A 19,990-nucleotide genomic window follows, 5' to 3' on the forward strand; every position below is an offset into this window, starting at 1 on the left:
CTTTTACAACCGACATAAGGTATTCTTTAAGAAAGGTACATTTTATGTTAAGACATTTGGATGTGTTTTTAATAAATATTCATTTCTAATGCTTTACGCATTATATAAAAGGACGTAGTTCTCCAAGAACTATAGTCTTTTTGATAAAGGAGTTTATTTACGAATTATATGGACAATTTAAATCTGTAAGCCTATGACGTAAAATGTGAAATATTTTAAATGAGGTTTTGAAACCTTTGCATTGATCTAATAAAGATTATGGCTTAAATCTATTTATTATTAACCTTTTTATAATAATACAATAAAAATGCGACAAAAACAGAATTGTGACCTTCCCATAGGCTGGAATGGTTCAATATCTCGAATGACAAAAATCACTTGCGGATTGCTCTTTTGTTTGACAACAGGAGTATTTGCTGCCGGTGAAAATGTAGAGTTGTTAACCTCGAATCGGGTAGAAAATGCGGCGCCGAATCAAGTAGGGAAGACTGTAACGATTATGATTCAGGACGAAATGGGACCGGTAGCGGGAGCCAATGTTGTTGTGAAAGGAACTACGAACGGAAATATTTCGGATATGGACGGAAAGGTCGTTTTGCAGAATGTTTCCAATAACTCGACTTTAGTGATCTCCTTTATCGGTTATATAACCCAGGAAGTGAAAGTTAACAATCAGGCGACTATCCATGTGAAGCTGGTTGAAGACGCCAAAGCATTGGAAGAAGTCGTGGTGATCGGCTATGGTTCTTTGGACAAGAAGCAGGTGACCAGTGCAATCACTTCTCTGAAAGCCGATGATCTGATGGTAGGTGTGAGTGGGGCGGATATCTCGGCTTCCCTGCAAGGTAAGATCGGCGGTTTGGTAATGTATAACTTGGGTAGTGCCAATGCTGAAACAAAATTTCAGTTGCGTGGTATGACCTCTATCAAATCAGGGAAAGAACCTCTCGTCGTGATCGATGGTTTTCCCGGTGGCGATATTCGTTCGCTGACGCAAGACGATATCAAGTCTATCGATGTTTTGAAAGACGGTTCTGCCGGCGCTATTTACGGTACTCGTGCGGCTTCCGGTGTAATCTTGATTACGACCAAAAGCGGTTCGGACACGAATGGCAAAGTGAAACTCACGTATAGCAACGAGTTTACAAAAAAACAAAACTATAATGCTCCGGAGATGTTGTCCGGACGCGAATATGCCGAACATAATATCGGCACGGATTACGGTTCCGACACAAACTGGTGGGACGAGATGATCAATAAGGATAACTTCTCGCAAAAACATCATTTGGCATTGGAAATGGGTACGGAAAAAGCACAAGTCTATACCTCTTTCTTTTATGAAAAGAACCAGGGTATTGCTTTGCAGGACGAACGCCAGGATTATGGCGGACGTGTGAATGCCTCTTTCAAACTGTTTGATGACTGGTTGGAAGTACGTCCGGCCGTGGACTACCGCCAGGCTGCCCGTAACAATCACTTCCCGAATTTCCAGCAGGCTATGCGTAACAATCCGACCCGCTCGCCGTACGACTCGGAAAGCGAGTCCGGTTATAATGTCTGGCTCAACGAATCGTTGGATTATAACGTAGTAGCGGATGCCATGCAGGAAGATGTCTACAGGTTGGATAAATGGTTCAAGCCGGAAGTAAACTTGAAATTGAACATCAAGCCCGTTCCGGGTTTGAACTATCAGCAGGTTGTCGGGTTTGAAAACCGCCAATGGGAAGAACATAAATACTGGCCCAGTACACATCGTGGGGAATTGGATAATTCCCGTAAGGGACATGCTTATTTGGGTTTCGAAAAACAAGAGAGACTGACTTCGGAAGGATATTTTTCTTATATTAAAGAATTAAAAGGCGGACATAGCCTGAATATGACTGCCGGTTATTCTTATTTTGAATATAACCGGGAAAAATTCAATATGGACAACTATGACTTTTCTGTCGATGGTATCAAGTATTGGGATATAGGCAAGGGGAGTTATCTGTCTGATGGTAAAGCCGGCATGAGCTCTGAAAAAAGTGTTACGGAACGTCTGTTCTCTTTGTTTGCCCGTGCTAACTATTCTTATCTGGATAAATATATGATTTCCGCTTCTATCCGCCATGAAGGTTCTTCCAAGTTTGCGGCCGACAACCGCTGGGCGAACTTCTGGTCTGCAACGGCCGGTTGGCGTATCTCGAACGAAGAGTTCATGAAAGATTTTGAATGGCTGGACGACTTGAAGGTCCGTTTCGGTTATGGTGTGACCGGTAATAATGATTTTGATGCGACGTATATGGCCAATATGTTAGGCTCCGACACGAACTGGATGATGCCCGACGGCACATGGGCCTATTCGTACGGGAAGTCGCAGAATGTCAATCCGAATTTGGGATGGGAAGAAAAGAGGGAATGGAACTTGGGTGCCGATTATTCTTTCTTCAACGGCCGTCTGTATGGCAAGTTCGACTACTACCGTCGTAAGGTGGACAACTTGCTGTTTGAAGTAAAGGTTCCGCAACCGCCTTATACGCAAGGTACTCAGATGCAGAACATCGGTTCGATGGAAAGCAAAGGTTGGGAATTTGAAGTCGGCGGTAATATTATCCGGACAAAAGATTTCTCATGGTCATCCAACTTGAACCTGAGCCATAACAAAGGGAAGATCCTGACTTTGGAAGGCGACAACTCGTATCATAACGGCAATGGTTTCGTGGCTCCGGGAACTCCGGGCGATGCAGCTCGTATGGAAGCCGGTTCGACAATCGGTTCTTTCTATATTTGGAAGTTTGCAGGCTTCGATGATGAAGGCAGCTTCTTGCTCTACAATAAGGACGGTGAAGTGATCCCGGCAGCCCAGAAAACGGAAAACGACAAGCAGTATATCGGCAACTATACTCCGAAACTGATTATCGGCTGGAGTCATACCTTGACTTATAAGAACTTCGATTTAGGTATCAACCTGCGTAGCTGGATCGATTTCGATGTGTATAATACAATCAATATGTATTACGGCATCCAGGGACAGGGAAACCTGAACGTCCTGAAAGACGCTTACGGCAAGTTCAACCATATCAAAGGTGAAAAGCAGGTCTGCGACTACTATCTGGAAGATGGAACATTCCTGAAGATCGATGCGATCACGTTAGGTTATACGCTCCCGATGAAGAAATATACGAACAATTTGATCGACCGTATCCGTATTTACGGTACAGTCGGAAACGTATGTACAATCACCGGCTATAGCGGTATGAATCCGGAAGTCAATATCACCGGTTGGGATCAAGGCACGGAAAAATTCTGGGATACGGAACGTTTCTACCCGGTCACCCGCACTTGGACATTAGGTATGCAGTTTAACTTCTAATACAAGATTGTAAGATGAAAAAGAAAAATATATTCCGATTGTTTTTATCCGGAGTGATCTGCCTGTTGTGCACTACTTCCTGTAGCGTTGATCCTGAGTTTTATTCGCAGGTAGTCCCGGAGACTTTCTATAGTTCACAAGATGCCGTATGGCAACGTTTCAACCGTCCTTTTACACATTGGCGTTGGTATATCGCCCATGATGAACCCCGTTGGGCGTTGCAGGAGTTAGGTACTGATGAATATTGTCTGCCGACACGTGGTAGCGACTGGTATGACGGAGCCAACTACCAGAAGTTCCACCATCATGAATACACGGAAGACATGACGCGCGTAGAAACCGGTTGGACTAACTTTGCGATGGGAGTCGCTTTGGCTTGGGATGCGTTGGAAGATTTGGAAAAAGTCGATTTCGATGCGTTAGGTTTTCCTGAAGGCACACGCGAGTCCATGTTGAACCAGCAGCGCGTGTTGGCGGCTTCATTCTATATCGACGGTTTGGATTTCTTCGGGGGAGTACCTCTCTACACAACTACGCAGAGCGAGGTGAAGGGACGTTCGACGGATGTCGAGACATTCAACTTCATCGACTCCTTGTTGAAGATTGCCGTTCCTGAACTTCCGATCAAGGAAGAGCTGGGCGGAATGGAAACAGGTTCGATCCATCGTGCCGCCGGTGCAGCTTTGCAGGCCCGCTTGTATTTCAATGCCAAGTCTTATATCGGCAAGGAGATGTTTACCGAAGCCGCCCAGATTTGCCAGGATATCATAGACGGTAAATACGGCCAATATGCCTTGGAATCGGATTGGACGAATATTTTCGGGTTCGACAACGAGCGTTGCCCTGAAATCATCTGGTCGGTGCCGAGCCAGAACGCAAAGACCGAGACGGATGCCATGTATTGGACGTGGCAGGTTCCCTACAACTATAAGAACTACTTGGGAGGCCTTGAAGGTTCCGGTTCCAATAACGGTATCGGTTTGATTCCGAGTCTGGACCCGACCGGCAAACGTTATCCGTATAAGTTGGGAGGCGCGTATGCGAAGTTCCACGACAAGGACATCCGTAAGCAGCCGTATGTATATGAAGGCAACGGCAAATACCGCGGTATGTTCATCGTCGGCAAACTGGTGAATCCGCTGAATCCCGAATGGGTTTGTACCGGTACGCGTGAATATGCAGGTGAGGTCATAACGGTCGTAGACCAGGTCGCTTATTTCTCGAAGGTAGGGAAAGACCCGCAATATCCCGATCTGGCTTCATTGCCTTCCACGATCGCAACTGCAGAAGAAAACTCCTGCGTGCGTGTGACGAAACGCAGTCCCCGTCCGAACCAGGATGAATTCAAGCGCAAAGGCGATCCCGACTGTCCGGTGATCCGTCTGGCCGAGATCTATTATATGCTGGCCGAATGCAAGATGCGTGCAGGTGACAAACAGGGGGCAGCCGATCTGATCAATACGGTGCGCAAGCGTTATTTCGAAGGCGGAGTCGATCCCGATCCGGTAACGGCCGCCAATTTGGACAAATACCGTATGCTGGACGAATGGCAATTGGAATTCCTGGCCGAAGGACGTCGTCGTACGGACCTGGTCCGTTGGGATGCCTACGTGACGGAAGACTGGTGGGATCATAAGGCGACGAATAATCCGAACTTCAATCGTTTCCCGATCCACTACAGTCTGATCGGTGCGAACAACCTGCTGGAACAGAACCCGGGTTATGGCAGTAAATAGAAAGTGAATAACGATAAACTATAATTTTCACTCTTTAGACCAGGGAGAGAGGGAGAGTCGCCGAAAGGTGAATTCCTCTCTTCTTTCGTTTCATTTCTTTTTAACGAAAGCAATCGGATTATGAAAAAGAGGATACTCGTGTTTTGGCTGTTCGTATTTGCAGGGCTTTGTTTTTTCTTTTGGTCCTTTGGCACATCCACGTTCCAACGGCAGGAAGAGGTGCAGTTGTTTATCCCCGAATGGGAGGTAATCCGGGATATGCTGTCCGTCCCCGGTGGTTTTTGTACGGTGGTCGGGCAGGCTTTGGTCCAATATTATAACTCTTCCCTGTTCGTGTTGTGTGTCAACAGCGCATTCTTGTGTGCAGCGGGTATCTTGTGTTATCTGCTTTTGCAGGAGATCTCACCGGGCGGATATAACCTGTTGCTTGCTTTGTTTCCCGTTTTAGGATTGTTGAAAGTCCATACCAGTCCTTTTTATGTGCTTGACGGAACGGTCGCGCTTCTCCTGCTCCTGTCGTTTACTTATATCTTTATCCGTATCCGGTCGAGGGCGGTGCTTTGCGGCGTGGTGAGCGCGCTCCTCCTCTATGGTCTGGCCGGCCAGTTGGCGGCGCTTTACGGCCTGGTCGCGGTTCTTTCGGATCTTCTGTGCCGGAGGAGGAAAGGGTATGGTTCGCTTGCCCTCTGTTTGACCGGGTGGCTTCTGACTTATATCGGGATACGGTCGGCTACCGGTATTCCGTTGACAGACGGGATTTACTCCGAAAGATACCAGGAGTCCCAGTTGCAGCCGGACTCTTATCTGTATTATGTCTACATCCGTTTTACCGCCTTGCTTCTGATTCTTTTTGTAACGGCTTTCGCCATGAAAGTCCTTCCCCTTGGCAAACGTCGGGTAAAAGCGCTTGTTGCGGGAGGCTTGCTTGCCGTCCTGTTTTGTTTTTCCGCATTTTGCCTGCCCGGACCCTATGAGGTGCGGAACAGCCGTATGAACGAGCTGTCCGTTTGGGAACAAAGAGAAGACTGGGACACGATCATCCGTGAACAACCTAAGGAGGGTCCCGGCCTTAACTATCTGAATATGGCACTGGCCCGAAAAGGCATTTTGGGCGACCGCTTGTTCCATTATGACCAGAAAGGACCGCAAAGCCTTCTGGCTTCCTGGGACCGGACGTATTATATGAGCTGCCTGTTGAGCGATATCCATTATATGATCGGGGATATCAGCCTTTCGGAAGGATATGCGATGGAAGGGTTGACGCTTGCCAAGCGGGGAGGAAGTCCCCGTATGCTCCAACGGTTGGTAAAGATCAGCCTGATACGTAGGGACTTTGCTTTGGCAGATAAGTATCTGGCCCTACTCGGCAGGTTGCCTGCCTATCGGCGTTGGGCGGAAAAATATGCCGGTTACGTGCGCCACCCCGAAAGGATAGGGCAGGATGAAGAGCTTGCCGAAAGGAGAATGCCTTCCTTTCAGCCGGACAATTTGCTTTGCCTCATCGACATCGACAGCCTGTGGGCGGGACATCTTTCGGAGCCGGGCACAAACCGGATCGCATGGGAATATTTGGGTTGTTCCTATCTGCTGGCAAAAGAAATGGAAAAGTTCAAGGCATTCCTCTCGCGAACCGGCGCATTTTCGCAAGGACGTCCCCTTCCGCTCCATTTCCAGGAGGCGGCATTGGTTTTGGCGGTCGAGGACCGTTCTGTCCTTGACCGTATTTCCGTCCGGCCTGAAATCGTGCAGCGGTACAAGCAATTCCGGATGGATATTCTGAAGGTCAAGGATGGCGGCGACGGGTTGCCTTGGCTTTACCGGCAGTATGGAGACACTTTCTGGTTTTATTTTTATTGTAAGAAATTGAATGGATAGTCTATGAAATGTATATATTCCCTTTTGTACCTTTGTGCGGTTTTCTTCCTCTCCTGCAACGACCTGATACCCGAAGCGGAGGTCGTGGAAGAAGAAATCGGGATCTTCCCGGATTATAAGGAGGTCGCGATCCCCTGCAATATCGCTCCGCTGAACTTCAAACTGAAAGAACCTTGCCGGGCGATCGCCCTTTTCTCAGGCAAAGACCGGCAGATACGCGTGGATTCGGATAACGGCTCTTTCCGTATCCCGCGGAAGAAGTGGCAGCGGTTATTGGAAGCGTCGACAGGCGGAAACCTTACGGTCGGAATCTATATCCGTAAAGACGGCAAGTGGTTCCGGTATCCTTCTTTCTCCATTCAGGTCATCGAGGATAAAATCGATCCCTATTTGGTTTACCGGCGTATCGCGCCGGGCTATAGGATGTGGAACAGGATGGGAATCTACCAACGTTGCCTGGAGGATTTCGAAGAAGAGGCTTTTCTCGATAATAAGCAGACGAACAATAATTGTATGAATTGCCATTCCTTCTGCATGCAGGATCCGGACTTGATGCTTTTCCACCAACGGGCGCTGCACGCCGGGACGTACCTGTTGACGGACGGCCGTATCGAAAAACTGGATACGAAGACCGACCGGACCCTTTCGGCTTTGGTCTATCCCGCCTGGCACCCCTCCGGACGTTATGTGGCCTTCTCGACAAACGATACGAAGCAGGATTTCCACCTCTCGGACGCGAACCGTGTGGAAGTGTTCGACAACCGGTCGGATGTAGTAGTCTATGACGTGGAGAGACACGAAATCGTAACCGTCCCCCATTTGTCTTCGGAAGGAAATATGGAGACCTTTCCGGCATTTTCGCCGGATGGCAGGCGGTTGTATTTCTGTTCCGCACAGGCGAAGCAGATGCCTGAATCCTACCGGGATATCCGCTACAACCTGCAAAGCATAGCTTTCGACCCGGAAAAACGGAGTTTCGGGCGGGAGGTCGATACGCTTTATAATGCCGGGAAGGAAGGGCGGAGCGCGAAGTTTCCGCGCGTATCGCCCGATGGCCGTTTCCTGATGTACACGGTTTCGGACTATGGGAATTTCTCCATCTGGCACAAGGATGCGGACTTGCGGCTGTTGGATATGCTGACGCGCAAGACCGATACCCTCCCCCGGGTGAACAGTGACGATGTCGAGAGCTACCACTCCTGGAGCAGCAACAGCCGGTGGTTTGTTTTCAGCAGCCGCCGGGATGACGGGCTTTATACGCGCCCTTATATTTGTTATCTGGATGCGAATGGTGTTCCCGGAAAGCCTTTCCTGTTGCCGCAAAAAGAAACGGATTATTATGAACGCTCTCTCTTCTCTTTCAATATCCCCGAACTTATCCGCGGGAAAATAAAGGTTGATACTTATAAATTGATCGATATCAGTAAATACGGGGAGGCGATGCGGTTAAAATAATGAAAGTTCATGGATAAAGCTATGCTTTACGTTATCTAAAGCATAGCTTTATCTCTCCTAACCCTATGGGTTACGGTTTGCCGGGTAGACCTATGGTTTTATTCCTTATCCGTTAAGAAATCGATCATTTGAAGAATGGCTCGTGAGCAAGCCGGGCAGAACGGAGCATAATCGCGCATCATACAATGATCCATCGGTCGATAAATGCCTTTGGACAGGTAGCCGCCTCCTTCGAACACGCCGGCTTTGTCCTTATGCCCGGCATCGAGCGGGGTAGGAATAGGTGTGCCCGCGGGCAACAGGTCTTTCCATTTACTGTCGAAATCGATCAAAGTCGTGATATTCGGTTCCCACGGTTCGTACTTTAGGTTATAGAAATCCTGGTAGGCGACTTCGGAAGAGAAATACTCGTCTGCCAGACCGGCGAAGCTATGCCCGAACTCGTGCGTGAAGACGACGGGTGTCCGTGGATTGTCGGCTGTCCCGCAGGCATAGAAGTTGTACATCCCGCCGCCGCCGTACATATCCGTGTTTATCAGCAGGAATATCGCGTCGCACGGTACGTTCCAGACGGCGTCGCGTATCGATTTCATATCCGGCGTTGTCAGGTAACGGTCCACGCCGAATGTATAATAACCGGAATTGAGGGCTGTATTCTTGAAAACACCTTTGCCCGAAACATCCGTGCCCGATTCTTCCGACACCAGGCAGACGGCCCAGACGTTGAAGTCGTTCCGGCGCGTCGTATAGGGAGGAGTCGCGAACAGGGCTTCTGTAAAGCGTTTTGCGTCGGCTACGAATTTCTCCTGTTCGTCTGCCGTATATCCTTCGGCAATGAAAACAAGATCCACCTTTTCCGATGAGTCGCCGCTTTTCTGTATCTGGTGCACTTTGTTGTCTTTCAGCTTGCCCCGGTCGATGAAGATGCTTGCGGGATCGACCTCCTGTTTCAACAACGGATGGAATTGCATGTCCGCCTTGTCACGCGCCGTGATTTCTATATAGACAGGCGCTTTCGGGAAGGGGACGGAAGCGCTGTTGGTCCAGGACTGCGTTTCGGTCTTGGCCTGTTCCGTCGATCGCCATTCTTCGAACAACGTGTTGAAACCGCGTGAATAAATCAGTTCATTCGTCGCTTTATCATATACGTTGATATAATAGCCTCCATAATTAAACTTGTCAATCCGGTTTTTTACCGGTCCTCCCCATACCGGTTCTTCACGCAGCGCTTGGATGGCTGCCGATTGTGACTTTAAATTGCCGCTTAAGGCAAAATCCACCCGAAGGCTTTTCTTCTCGAAGTACTTGTCGAAGTCATTCTGGGCAACTCCCATTAGGTTGCAGAGCATGACAAGGAGCAAAAGTGAAATCTTAGTTCTCATATTAGTATGCGTTATTATGTGTATTTCATACTCGCAAATATAAGACTTTTTATAAATTTGCTGACCGATATCACGGAAATATGTAGCAGCATGTTTCACGAAATGAGAAAAAAGGATTGCGTTTTGGATGAAAAAGGCTTGTAAAGTTATTTTATCACAATATGTATCCTTTGTTCCCGAACTTTGACTTACTTTGCATTAAATCTTTCAAATCAAGAGATATCATGGACGAAATTTCTGTAAAACAAATACTTTTATCGGACTTCTTTACTTATTATCCGGCAGGAGGCGCTTTGTATGACGAGTCCGGCGCTTTACTGGAGATGAACAGGACTCTGTGTGAGAAGTTCGGTGTAGAAGATCAGCATGATTTTATTCTGAATAATTTGTTCGATACGGATTATTTGACTGATTTGCAAAAGAATCATTTGAAGAACGGAAGTGTCTTGGCCGATAACCATCCGATAGGATATACGATCATACCGGGATTTGATACGGAAGGAAACATTATCGGTTATACGTTGTTGCTGACTGATAACCATTTTGCGGATCCGGATATGATCCGGTATGACAAAAAGATGCGGGAATTGAAATATATTTCGGATAAGGTCGTCCAGTCTGTGCCCGATACGATTATCCTGATAAACGACAGGCTGGTTGTCGAGCGCATCATCACCTATGCTTCCGAGACGTGCATTACCCCGGCTGCCTTGAACCGGAGGATCGATGACCTTCCCGGATTTATTTATCCCGACCCGGTTAAAAGGAGAGTGGCTTCGATGGTACAGAAAAGCTTGGATACTTCGGAAGTTTTGAACATCGAGTTTTCCATTCCCGGACACAATGCACCGATTGTTCATTTTAAATTGAGGCTGGTTCCGATCCGTCATAAATATGTGGTGGCCTACATCCGGAATGTTTCCGATATCGTCGAGAAAGAGAAGGAGAACCGGAGTTTGACACATCAATTGTCCGAAAGCCGCAGCATGATGGAGCTTGCCTTGCATAATAGCCATATTGCCACCTACTCTTTCAATTTCGAGTTGTTCCGTGCGTGTGATAAGGAGCATTGTAATCATTGTTTCCAGTTCTATGGCGTGAATAATCATTTATTGGAACGCAATCGGTATATCTGCCGCTCTTTGTCTGTCTTGCGCCATCCGGAAGACCGGCAGGATTTCTTCCTCCTGTTCAACGAAATCCGGGATAAGGATTTGGAAGAATATTCGGTCAACTTCCGCTTGAAAAGCGATGATGGGAACTATCGGAGTTACGAAGTCATCGGCAAAGCGTTTGAAAAGGACAAGGAAGGCAAGACGAACCTGATTGTCGGATGCGTGATCGATAACCAGAAACATGTCGAATATGAAGAGTCGCTGATCAAGGCAAAGGAGAAAGCCGAGAATGCCGATCTCCTCAAATCCACTTTTCTTGCCAATGTGACGCATGAAATACGGACGCCGTTGAACGCGATTGTCGGTTTCTCTGATCTTTTGAGCCAGGAGGAAGATCCCGAACTTCGGGAATCGTACACGAACCTGATCAAGGCTAATAATGAGTTATTGCTGAATCTGGTCAATGATGTCCTGGATATATCCAAGATCGAGTCGGATATGCTTACGTTCAATTATGCGGATAACCATCTGCCGTCGGTCATGCACGACATATATAAGACCATGCAGTTCCGTGTGCCGGAATCTGTCACGTTGGTTTTGGACCCTTGTCCCGAAATAACCCTGAATATGGATAAGAACCGGATGATGCAGGTGCTTATTAATTTGTTGACCAATGCGGCTAAATACACCGAAACGGGGAGTATCCGTTTTGGTTGTGGAATCCGGGAAGATTTTGTCCATTTTTATGTGACGGATACGGGTAGCGGAATACCTGAATCCGAATTAGGGAATATCTTCGGCCGTTTTGTCCAGTTGAAAGGGTATAAACAAGGCATCGGCTTGGGATTGGCTATCTGTAAAGGCCTGGTGACAAAGATGGGAGGGACGATTTCTGCCACTTCTAAAGTCGGAAAAGGATCTACCTTCAATTTTACCTTGCCTCTTCATCCGTAGGATAGATTGACAAACCTTGACTTTCTTTTCTGTTAATGTCTACAAAAGGTCGGTAAGGGTAGGATAGGACTACCCTGCCTGAACTAAATCCGTCTTTTCCTGTTTATTTAATAGACGCCACAAACCCGGTTCCGGGAATTACTTCTAAACATAACCGAATATAATTTTTAAGTATGACGAAAATAGAAATAAAAGACTTGTCGATTCTTTTCGGACCTGAGAAGGCTAAGGCGAAAAAGATGATCAAACAAGGTAAGAGCAAACAGGAAATATTAAAGGAAACAGGTTGTACCGTAGCTGTCCGTAATGCCAATCTGGAAATAAAGGAAGGAGAGATGTTCGTGATAATGGGGCTCTCCGGCAGTGGCAAGTCGACATTGGTGCGTTGCATTAACCGCCTGAACGAACCCTCTATGGGGGAGATATGGCTGGGCGGCAGGAATATCACCTCTCTGTCGGATAAGGAATTGTTGCAAATACGCCGTAAAGAGATGGCGATGGTATTCCAGCATTTTGGCCTGCTGCCTCACCGGACAGTATTGAGCAATATCGCTTTCGGGCTCGAATTGCAGGGAGTGCCTAAAGAAGAGCGCGAAAAGAAAGCGCATGAAAGCATAGCCGTTGTCGGATTGAAAGGATATGAGAACCAGCGTGTGGACGAACTCTCCGGAGGGATGCAGCAACGCGTAGGGTTGGCACGTGCGCTGGCAAACAACCCGGAAGTCCTGTTGATGGACGAGGCTTTTTCGGCTCTCGACCCGCTTATCCGCGAACAGATGCAGGACGAGTTGCTGGACTTGCAGGAGAAGATGAAACGTACCATTGTCTTTATCACACATGATCTGGACGAGGCGATCAAGTTAGGCGACCGTATTGCCATTATGAAAGATGGCGAAATCGTACAAGTCGGGACGCCCGAAGAGATATTGACGGATCCGGCGAACGACTATGTCACCCGTTTTACCGAGAGCGTGGATCGCGGGCGTGTCGTGACGGCTTCTTCGATCATGCTGACTCAGCCGATCGTTGTCCGTATCCGCAAGGATGGGCCGGAGGCTATTATCCGCAAGATGTGGGAAAGAAATTTGTATGTTTTGCCCGTGATCGGTCCGGACGAGCAGTTCCTCGGCGAAATATGGCTGAAAGATGTGTTGCGATTGCGTAGGGAAGGGGGACGGGACATCAGTTCGATTGTCATGAAAGAGGTCCCTTCCGTATTGGAGAATACGACAGTCGAAGATATGTTGCCCCTCTTGCCGAAAGTTCAACAGGCTTTGCCGGTGGTCGATGAGAACAACCGTTTGAAAGGTGTCGTATCGACCTCGGCCATCATTATCGAGATGACCGGAAAGGATCAGAAAGAAATAGAAGAAATCGTTCAAAATGCAATAGACTTATGATAAATATCGGGAAATATATAGAAATGGCCATTAATTGGCTGACAGAGAATTTTGCCGGCTTCTTCGATGTGATCAACCATATCGTAGGAGGCTTTATCGACGGCTTCCAGGGGATACTTATGTGGATCCCGTTCTATCTGATGATTGCGGGGATAGCCGCTTTGGCTTGGTGGAAGGCGGGGAAGGGAACCGCTGTCCTGACTTTGCTCGGTTTACTGTTGATCTGGGGAATGGGATTCTGGGTACAGACCATGCAGACCGTGGCACTCGTCTTGTCGTCGACGATCATCGCCCTGCTGTTCGGTGTCCCGCTGGGTATCTGGACCGGACGGAACGATAGGGCGGCCAAAGTGATCCGGCCGGTTCTGGACCTGATGCAGACGATGCCCGCTTTTGTCTATTTGATTCCGGCTGTCCTGTTTTTCGGGCTGGGACCTGTTCCGGGCGCTTTTGCCACAGTGATATTTGCCATGCCTCCGGTGGTTCGTCTTACCGATTTGGGAATCCGGCAGGTCCCGGAAGATATTGTGGAGGCAACGCGTTCGTTCGGGGCCACTTCGGGACAGCTTCTTTTTAAAGTACAACTTCCGTTGGCTTTGCCGACCATTATGGCAGGGGTGAACCAGACAATCATGATGGCTCTGTCTATGGTCGTGATTGCGGCCATGATTTCGGCCGGCGGGTTAGGTGAGATCGTATTGAAAGGGATCACACAAATGAAAATCGGACTTGGCTTTGAAGGCGGCATAGCCGTCGTGATTCTGGCGATCGTCCTGGACCGCATTACGCAGGGCTTTGTCCGCAGAAAGTAAAACAGATAAATAAATGTTTATGAGAAGATTGATTATCATTATAAATTTATCCCTTGTTGTTGCCTTCATGATGATGTTCGCGGATTGCAGCGATTCTTCGAAAGACAGGAAACAGGTCTCGATCGGTTATGTGAACTGGTCGGAGGGGATTGCCATGAGTTATCTGGCGAAAGTCATGCTTGAGAGCAAAGGATATGACGTGATGCTGCTGAATGCGGATATCGCGCCGGTCTTTGTCTCGATGGCGGCCGGCAAGGTCGATGTTTTTATGGATGCATGGCTTCCGGCTACTCATGCCGATTATATAAAGAAATATGGCGACAACCTGGAATCGTTAGGAATAGCCTATGAAAATGCCAGGATGGGGCTGGTGGTCCCTTCGTATGTCACGATCGGTTCCATAGAAGAATTGAATGAGCATAAAGATCAGTTCCGCAACGAGATCATCGGCATCGATGTGGGGGCCGGCCTGATGAACGAGACTGAACGTGTCGTCCGGGAATATCCGGTCGACTTGGCTTTAAAACCTTCGAGCGGTGCGACAATGGTCGCCTTCCTCCAGAAGTCGATCGAGAACAAGGAATGGATCGTAGTGACCGGCTGGACTCCTCACTGGATGTTCTCCCGCTACGATCTTAAGTTTCTGGATGATCCGCAGAAGCAATATGGTGATGCCGAGCACATTCAGATTATGGCTACCAAAGGTTTTTCTGATAAAGATCCGTATGCGGCCGCTTTTTTCCGGAACTTTTCTCTCGATAATGGCCAATTGAGCGAATTGATGGATTGTGTGGAGGCTTATCCGATGCACGAGGAAGAGGCAGCTAAGATTTGGTTGTCCAAACATCCGGAAGTGAATGAATTTTTTCCTACATTCGCGGAAAAGTAGAAAAGATTGAATCATGAAGGATATCCGGAAAATTATAGGCTTGTTGTTATGTATGACAATCAGTTGTTATATGATGGGAGAGGAAAAGAAAAATCTGAATATCGTATTTATCGGAAACAGTATAACGCAAGGGGCTTTGTTGGAAAATCCGAGACACGACGCGCCTCCAGTGAAAGCTGCATTGTATTTGCGCAGGCAACCGGCTGTCGGAACTGTCCGTTATTCCAACCAGGGGGTAAGCGGAAGTACGACGACCGATTTCCTGCCTCGGACAGCCTCTCTTTTTCCGAAGGTAGTCCAAGTCGCCGACCAGTTCAGGGATGAGGATTGGGCGACTTTGGTCTTTTCCATTATGCTGGGGACGAACGACAGTGCCATTACGGGGCCGAACGGGGCTCCGGTCTCGCCTGCCAAATATTATGAGAATATGAAAACGATTATCGATAAGTTGCTGGCACTCTATCCGGGATGCAAGATCGTATTGCACCGGCCGGTATGGTACAGCCCGAATACATACAACGGAGCCAAATATCTGGAGGAGGGGTTGGATCGTCTGCAAAGTTATTATCCTGAATTACAAGCATTGGTTCTCGATTATTCCAAACGTTTTCCCGGACAGGTCTTTATGGGAGATACGGATGGTTTCGATTATTTCAAGACGCATTATAAAGGTGAACTCTTCCCCGAAAAAGGAAATGCCGGAACTTTCTATCTGCACCCTAACCGGAAAGGGGCGGCTGCCTTGGGCGAGTTGTGGGGGAAAGCGATACTTGGTGCAATGGACAATTGACAATTAATAAGAAGACGTCAGCTAATTGTCAATTGTCCACTATCAATTGTCCGTTGTTTTTATCTTTTGCCCAATCTGTGGTCCAGGATACCGACGTGACATTCGCCGTAGTTCTTCAACTGTTCGACGATTTCTTTGGCTGTAGATTCTTCTTCCACCTGTTCGCGGACGAACCAGAAGAGGAAGTCTCTTGAAGCATGGTCTTTTTCTTCTTCTGCGATATCGACCATTTTGTCGATCAGTTCGGAAACGTAGCATTCGTGTTTGTAAACGTGTTCGAATAATTCTATGACGTTACCCCATGCAGTAGGAACGACATTGATCTGGCCGATTGTGATGTCACCGCCGCGGTCGATAGCGAAGTCGATCATTTTGTGGGCATGTTCCATTTCTTCTTCAGCCTGTTTTTTCATCCAGTGGGCGAAACCGTTTAATCCCAATTTCTGGAAATGCACGGACATGGACAAATACAAGTTTGAAGACCACATTTCCGCATTAATCTGCGCGTTAAAAGCTTCCGATAATTTCTTGCTTAAAATCATAATTCTGTTTTCCTTTCTTTCTATTAGATTTATAATACGATACAATACAATTTTGCAAAGGCAAAGATATAGATAAAAAAATAATGGTTTGCTTTATTCGGATATTATTTTTCCGATAAAACAAACCATCATAACCTTTAGTTTATAAAGGACGTACGGATTATTTTATTTCAATAATCTTTTCTGCTTTCTTGGCTGCTTCCTCGCTCATTTTCGGGATGATGATGTTCAGCACGCCGTTCTCGACTTTTGCTTCGATCTTTTCTTTCTCGGCATTTTCGGGAAGAACCATTGTCTGCTGGAATTTACTATAAGAGAATTCGCGTCTCAGATAGCGTCCGTCTTTCTTTTCCTCGTTCTTTTCTTCTTTCTTTTCCATCGATACGACCAAGTTGTCGTTCTCATCGATACGGATGTTGAAATCGTCTTTTGTCATGCCCGGAGCAGCAACTTCTACCCGATAGTCCTTCTCCGATTCGATCACATTGATGGCCGGAGCTGTAGAGTTTGCTTTAATCATCCAGTCGTTGTCAAATAAATCATTGAATACATACGGTAGCCAATTTTGACTTCTTCTCATCGGTGTCATAATACAGTCCTCCAATTATTTAGTTAAACATTTATGTACTTTTGCTTTCGTCTTTTCTAACCCGAAAGCACTATACTTGCTTCAAAAGACATGCCAGGGCGATCCGGTGGACGTTAATATGGATAAAGGATGATAAACGAAGCTGAAAACCTTTTCCGGAGGCAATGATTTTAGGCGAACAAACTTGTACCGGTTTATATATGTGTTTGAAAATAGGATTGTTAAGGGGAGATGTTTATAGGAAAATATGGCAGAAAGCGAACCATTTTGGCATGTAAATAGTGACAGAAAAGCAATAACGCTTATCTTTATGGCCTAATCATAATTTTCGAAGATATGAAAAAGAAAATAGAGGCTCTTCTCAAACGTTTGCAAGTAGCGGTGCGGCACAATCCGGCGGAGGTGGTTCTGTCCGTATTGTTTTGTTGTTTCGGTTGTGCGTTGTACGAGACTTCCTGTACAAGCCTGGCGGTTGTCGTTCATTATTTCCCGGTCTTGTTCTTGGTTACTTGTACCTTGAATTCGATGACGGTAGGATCAAGCTGGCGGTTTGCCTATTATCTGTCTGTGCTGTTCTTTATCCCGTTTTTCTGGGAGGAGAATGATTTCGGGTCAATTTTCTATTGGGTGACGCTTGTCGTGGTGCAACTGCTGTATCTGGTGTGTGACTGGAGACGGGATAATGACTGGTTTGTCAGGAAAGGACTTTGTTACCTTCGGGCGGTACTTTCTGCCGGATTGCTGGCTGGGATTGCCTGGCTGCTTTCCATTTCCATCTATTATTCGATCCAGTATATTTTTGAGATATGGCAATATGGCGAACGGCGGTTCATGGCCTATTCGTCCAGCATTGCATTTATAGGAATATTGCCGTTGTTGTTTCTCCTGTTTAACCGGGAGAAGGAGGAGAGTGTGAACAAACTGTTTGAAGTCTTGCTCAATTACGTGCTTTCGCCGGCCTTGCTGATATATGCGGTTATCTTGTATCTCTATTTTATCAAGGTGATCCTGTTGTGGTCCTTGCCCAAAGGAGCGGTTGCTTATATTGTCGTCAGTTTTGTTTCGGCTACCTTCATTCTGAAAAGTTGCCAGTCGTTTTTGGAGAGAAGATATTACGATTGGTTTTACCGCCATTCCGGTTGGGCTGTACTTCCGGCGCTGGTCATGTATTGGGTGGGGGCTTTCTACCGGATTAACCAGTATGGATATACGGAAGAGAGGGTATATCTGGTGGTGGTAGGCGCTATCCTGACGGGGACTGTCCTGCTGTTTTTTTTCCGGCGTACTGCGCATTATTTGTATGCGGCTGTGCTTGCTGCCGTTTTGTTGTCCTTAGTCACGTATATACCGGGCATAACGGCGGGGGATATAGAACGGGCCTCGCAGGAAAAGCGTGACAATTATCCGATTCCGAAAAGTCCGAATAATTATTATGAATATGTGACTATTACCGATTATTCACCTTTGGATGTTACGGGATATGAAACGCTTCAGACCGTCGGACGTTATGACGAAGGCGCGGTAAACAGCATGATTCAGATGGATACTTTCTATCTGTGCGATAAAAAACAACAGATCCTTTTTGAAGCGGAGAGAGATTCTTTGCTTTTCCGTCAGATGGAAAAAGCAGGGCTGGCTCCTGCCGATTCGATACCGGAAGATTTATATCCTGCAATCCTCCGGCTGGATCTGGATTCGGCCTTGTATGTGCTCGGCGAGATTTCCGTCTACCGCAGTTCTCCGGATTCGGCCTATACGGTCTCTTATATGGGAGGAGGCTATTATCTGAAAAAAAGAGTATCTTTGCCGACTCATAACAAATAGCAAGTATGAAAAAGAAGAATCAGAAAACTTTGTTTTCCGCTCCTGACGGGAAATCTTATCTTGTCCCGTTTATATTGATCACCAGCCTGTTCTTATTGTGGGGATTTGCCCATGGGTTGCTGGATGTATTGAATAAGCATTTCCAGGGTGTCTTTACGATGACGAAGGCGGAGAGCGGCCTTGTGCAGTTCTCCACTTATATCGCTTACTTTCTGATGGCACTTCCTGCCGGTATGTTTATGAAGCGGTTCGGATATAAGAAAGGGATCATATTGGGCTTATCTTTATTTGCCGCTGGGGCGTTTGCTTTTATTCCGGCAGCTTACTTGCATTCGGCTTCGCCGTTTTTGGTGGCATTGTTCGTGATTGCTTGTGGGTTGTGTATCTTGGAGACGGCAGCCAATCCTTATTCTACGATTTTGGGACCGAAGGAGTCGGGGGCGCAACGTCTGAATCTTTCCCAATCGTTTAACGGGTTGGGCTGGATATTGGGCCCGCTGGTAGGGGGAATGCTGATTTTCGGCGGGGCGGAAGATGATCCGTTCACCTTGACGAAACCTTATATATTGGTCGGATCGATCGTCTTGCTCGTAGCTCTGCTTTTCTTCTTCACCAGACTGCCGGAAGTGCAGGTGGAGGAAGAGGATACCCATCCGGATGAGACGGAGGTCGGAGCCGGGATGGGTGTGGTTTCCATGTGGAGGCATCCGCAGTTCGTCCGGGCCATTATAGCCCAGTTTTGCTATTGCGCTGCACAGACGGGGATTTTCAGTTTCTTCATTAATTATGTGACGGAGGCCGATGTTTCAATGACGAATATCGAGGCTTCGCGTATCCTGGCTTTCGGTGGAATGGCTTTGTTTATGATCGGCCGTTTGTCCGGCAGCTTTACGATGAAATGGATGTCTCCCGCCCGTCTCCTGATGTGGTTTGCCTTGGCTGATGCTGTCTGCATGGCGTTGGTTGTGGTTTCTATCGGCACGATTTCTTTGTATGCGCTTTATCTCTCATTCTTTTTTATGTCCATCATGTTCCCGACAATCTTCGCACTGGGGCTGGAAGACATGGGCGTCCATACCAAAAAAGCCTCTTCCTATATCGTCATGGGAGTAGCCGGCGGTGCTTTCGCCCCGATGCTGATGGGCTACATCGGCGCCGATAACATGGCGATAGGTTTTGTGATTCCGCTGCTGGCTTTCCTGTACATCCTGTACTTTGCGTTGAGGTGCAAAAGAGGATAGGAAAAACACTTCTCTTTTTCTGTTTGTTGTATAT

At 47.3% G+C, this 19,990-nt stretch carries 14 protein-coding genes; 11 read left to right on the plus strand and 3 right to left on the minus strand.

The genetic code is table 11. From position 1 onward, the window contains the following. Window positions 1-307: 307 nt before the first annotated feature. From ACW6QF_RS02590 to ACW6QF_RS02605, 4 genes are all read left to right on the plus strand, one after another. Window positions 308-3,352, plus strand: coding sequence for a SusC/RagA family TonB-linked outer membrane protein (locus ACW6QF_RS02590; protein WP_456086712.1), 3,045 nt, complete (start codon window positions 308-310; stop codon window positions 3,350-3,352). Window positions 3,353-3,366: 14 nt separating this feature from the next. After that, window positions 3,367-5,088 carry a RagB/SusD family nutrient uptake outer membrane protein gene (locus tag ACW6QF_RS02595; RefSeq protein WP_298551609.1) on the plus strand — a complete coding sequence of 574 codons (1,722 nt, stop codon included), beginning with the start codon at window positions 3,367-3,369 and terminating at the stop codon, window positions 5,086-5,088. A gap of 120 nt (window positions 5,089-5,208) precedes the next feature. Continuing rightward, on the plus strand, window positions 5,209-6,963 hold the full coding sequence (locus tag ACW6QF_RS02600; RefSeq protein ID WP_456086713.1) for a DUF6057 family protein: 1,755 nt from the start codon (window positions 5,209-5,211) through the stop codon (window positions 6,961-6,963). Window positions 6,964-6,966: 3 nt separating this feature from the next. Beyond that, entirely contained in the window at window positions 6,967-8,418 is a 1,452-nt protein-coding gene (locus ACW6QF_RS02605) for a hypothetical protein (protein WP_456086714.1), read from the plus strand. Between the two features lie 98 nt (window positions 8,419-8,516). Here ACW6QF_RS02605 and ACW6QF_RS02610 read toward each other — a convergent pair whose 3' ends face one another. Further along, window positions 8,517-9,800 carry a M64 family metallopeptidase gene (locus ACW6QF_RS02610; RefSeq protein WP_456086715.1) on the minus strand — a complete coding sequence of 428 codons (1,284 nt, stop codon included), beginning with the start codon at window positions 9,798-9,800 and terminating at the stop codon, window positions 8,517-8,519. Window positions 9,801-10,024: 224 nt separating this feature from the next. Here ACW6QF_RS02610 and ACW6QF_RS02615 point away from each other — a divergent pair, with 224 nt between their 5' ends. The 5 genes from ACW6QF_RS02615 (at window position 10,025) to ACW6QF_RS02635 (ending at window position 15,760) form a co-directional block, all read left to right on the plus strand. Then, entirely contained in the window at window positions 10,025-11,869 is a 1,845-nt protein-coding gene (locus ACW6QF_RS02615) for an ATP-binding protein (protein ID WP_456086716.1), read from the plus strand. Between the two features lie 173 nt (window positions 11,870-12,042). Continuing rightward, the gene (locus tag ACW6QF_RS02620) at window positions 12,043-13,269 is read left to right on the plus strand and encodes a quaternary amine ABC transporter ATP-binding protein (RefSeq protein ID WP_298551604.1); all 1,227 of its coding nucleotides are present in this window, start codon (window positions 12,043-12,045) and stop codon (window positions 13,267-13,269) included. Beyond that, window positions 13,266-14,081 carry an ABC transporter permease gene (locus ACW6QF_RS02625; RefSeq protein WP_456086717.1) on the plus strand — a complete coding sequence of 272 codons (816 nt, stop codon included), beginning with the start codon at window positions 13,266-13,268 and terminating at the stop codon, window positions 14,079-14,081. Before ACW6QF_RS02620 ends, ACW6QF_RS02625 begins: the two co-directional genes overlap by 4 nt. Window positions 14,082-14,100: 19 nt before the next feature. Continuing rightward, complete coding sequence (locus ACW6QF_RS02630; protein WP_456086718.1) at window positions 14,101-14,970, plus strand: glycine betaine ABC transporter substrate-binding protein; 870 nt, start codon at window positions 14,101-14,103, stop codon at window positions 14,968-14,970. 13 nt (window positions 14,971-14,983) lie between these two features. Beyond that, on the plus strand, window positions 14,984-15,760 hold the full coding sequence (locus ACW6QF_RS02635) for an SGNH/GDSL hydrolase family protein (RefSeq protein WP_456086719.1): 777 nt from the start codon (window positions 14,984-14,986) through the stop codon (window positions 15,758-15,760). Between the two features lie 59 nt (window positions 15,761-15,819). On the opposite strand, the gene ACW6QF_RS02640 is transcribed toward ACW6QF_RS02635, so the two are convergent. Both ACW6QF_RS02640 and ACW6QF_RS02645 read right to left on the minus strand, forming a co-directional pair. Continuing rightward, complete coding sequence (locus ACW6QF_RS02640) at window positions 15,820-16,302, minus strand: ferritin (protein ID WP_298551600.1); 483 nt, start codon at window positions 16,300-16,302, stop codon at window positions 15,820-15,822. Between the two features lie 160 nt (window positions 16,303-16,462). Beyond that, window positions 16,463-16,891, minus strand: coding sequence for an Hsp20/alpha crystallin family protein (locus ACW6QF_RS02645; protein ID WP_298551599.1), 429 nt, complete (start codon window positions 16,889-16,891; stop codon window positions 16,463-16,465). Window positions 16,892-17,227: 336 nt separating this feature from the next. Between ACW6QF_RS02645 and ACW6QF_RS02650 the strand changes: the two genes are divergently transcribed. Continuing rightward, window positions 17,228-18,715: a DUF4153 domain-containing protein gene (locus tag ACW6QF_RS02650; RefSeq protein WP_456086720.1), complete on the plus strand. Its 1,488-nt coding sequence runs from the start codon at window positions 17,228-17,230 to the stop codon at window positions 18,713-18,715. A gap of 5 nt (window positions 18,716-18,720) precedes the next feature. Continuing rightward, window positions 18,721-19,956, plus strand: coding sequence for a sugar MFS transporter (locus ACW6QF_RS02655; RefSeq protein WP_456086721.1), 1,236 nt, complete (start codon window positions 18,721-18,723; stop codon window positions 19,954-19,956). The last annotated feature ends 34 nt before the right edge of the window (window positions 19,957-19,990 follow it).

It is taken from the genome of Parabacteroides sp. (genome assembly GCF_977054455.1).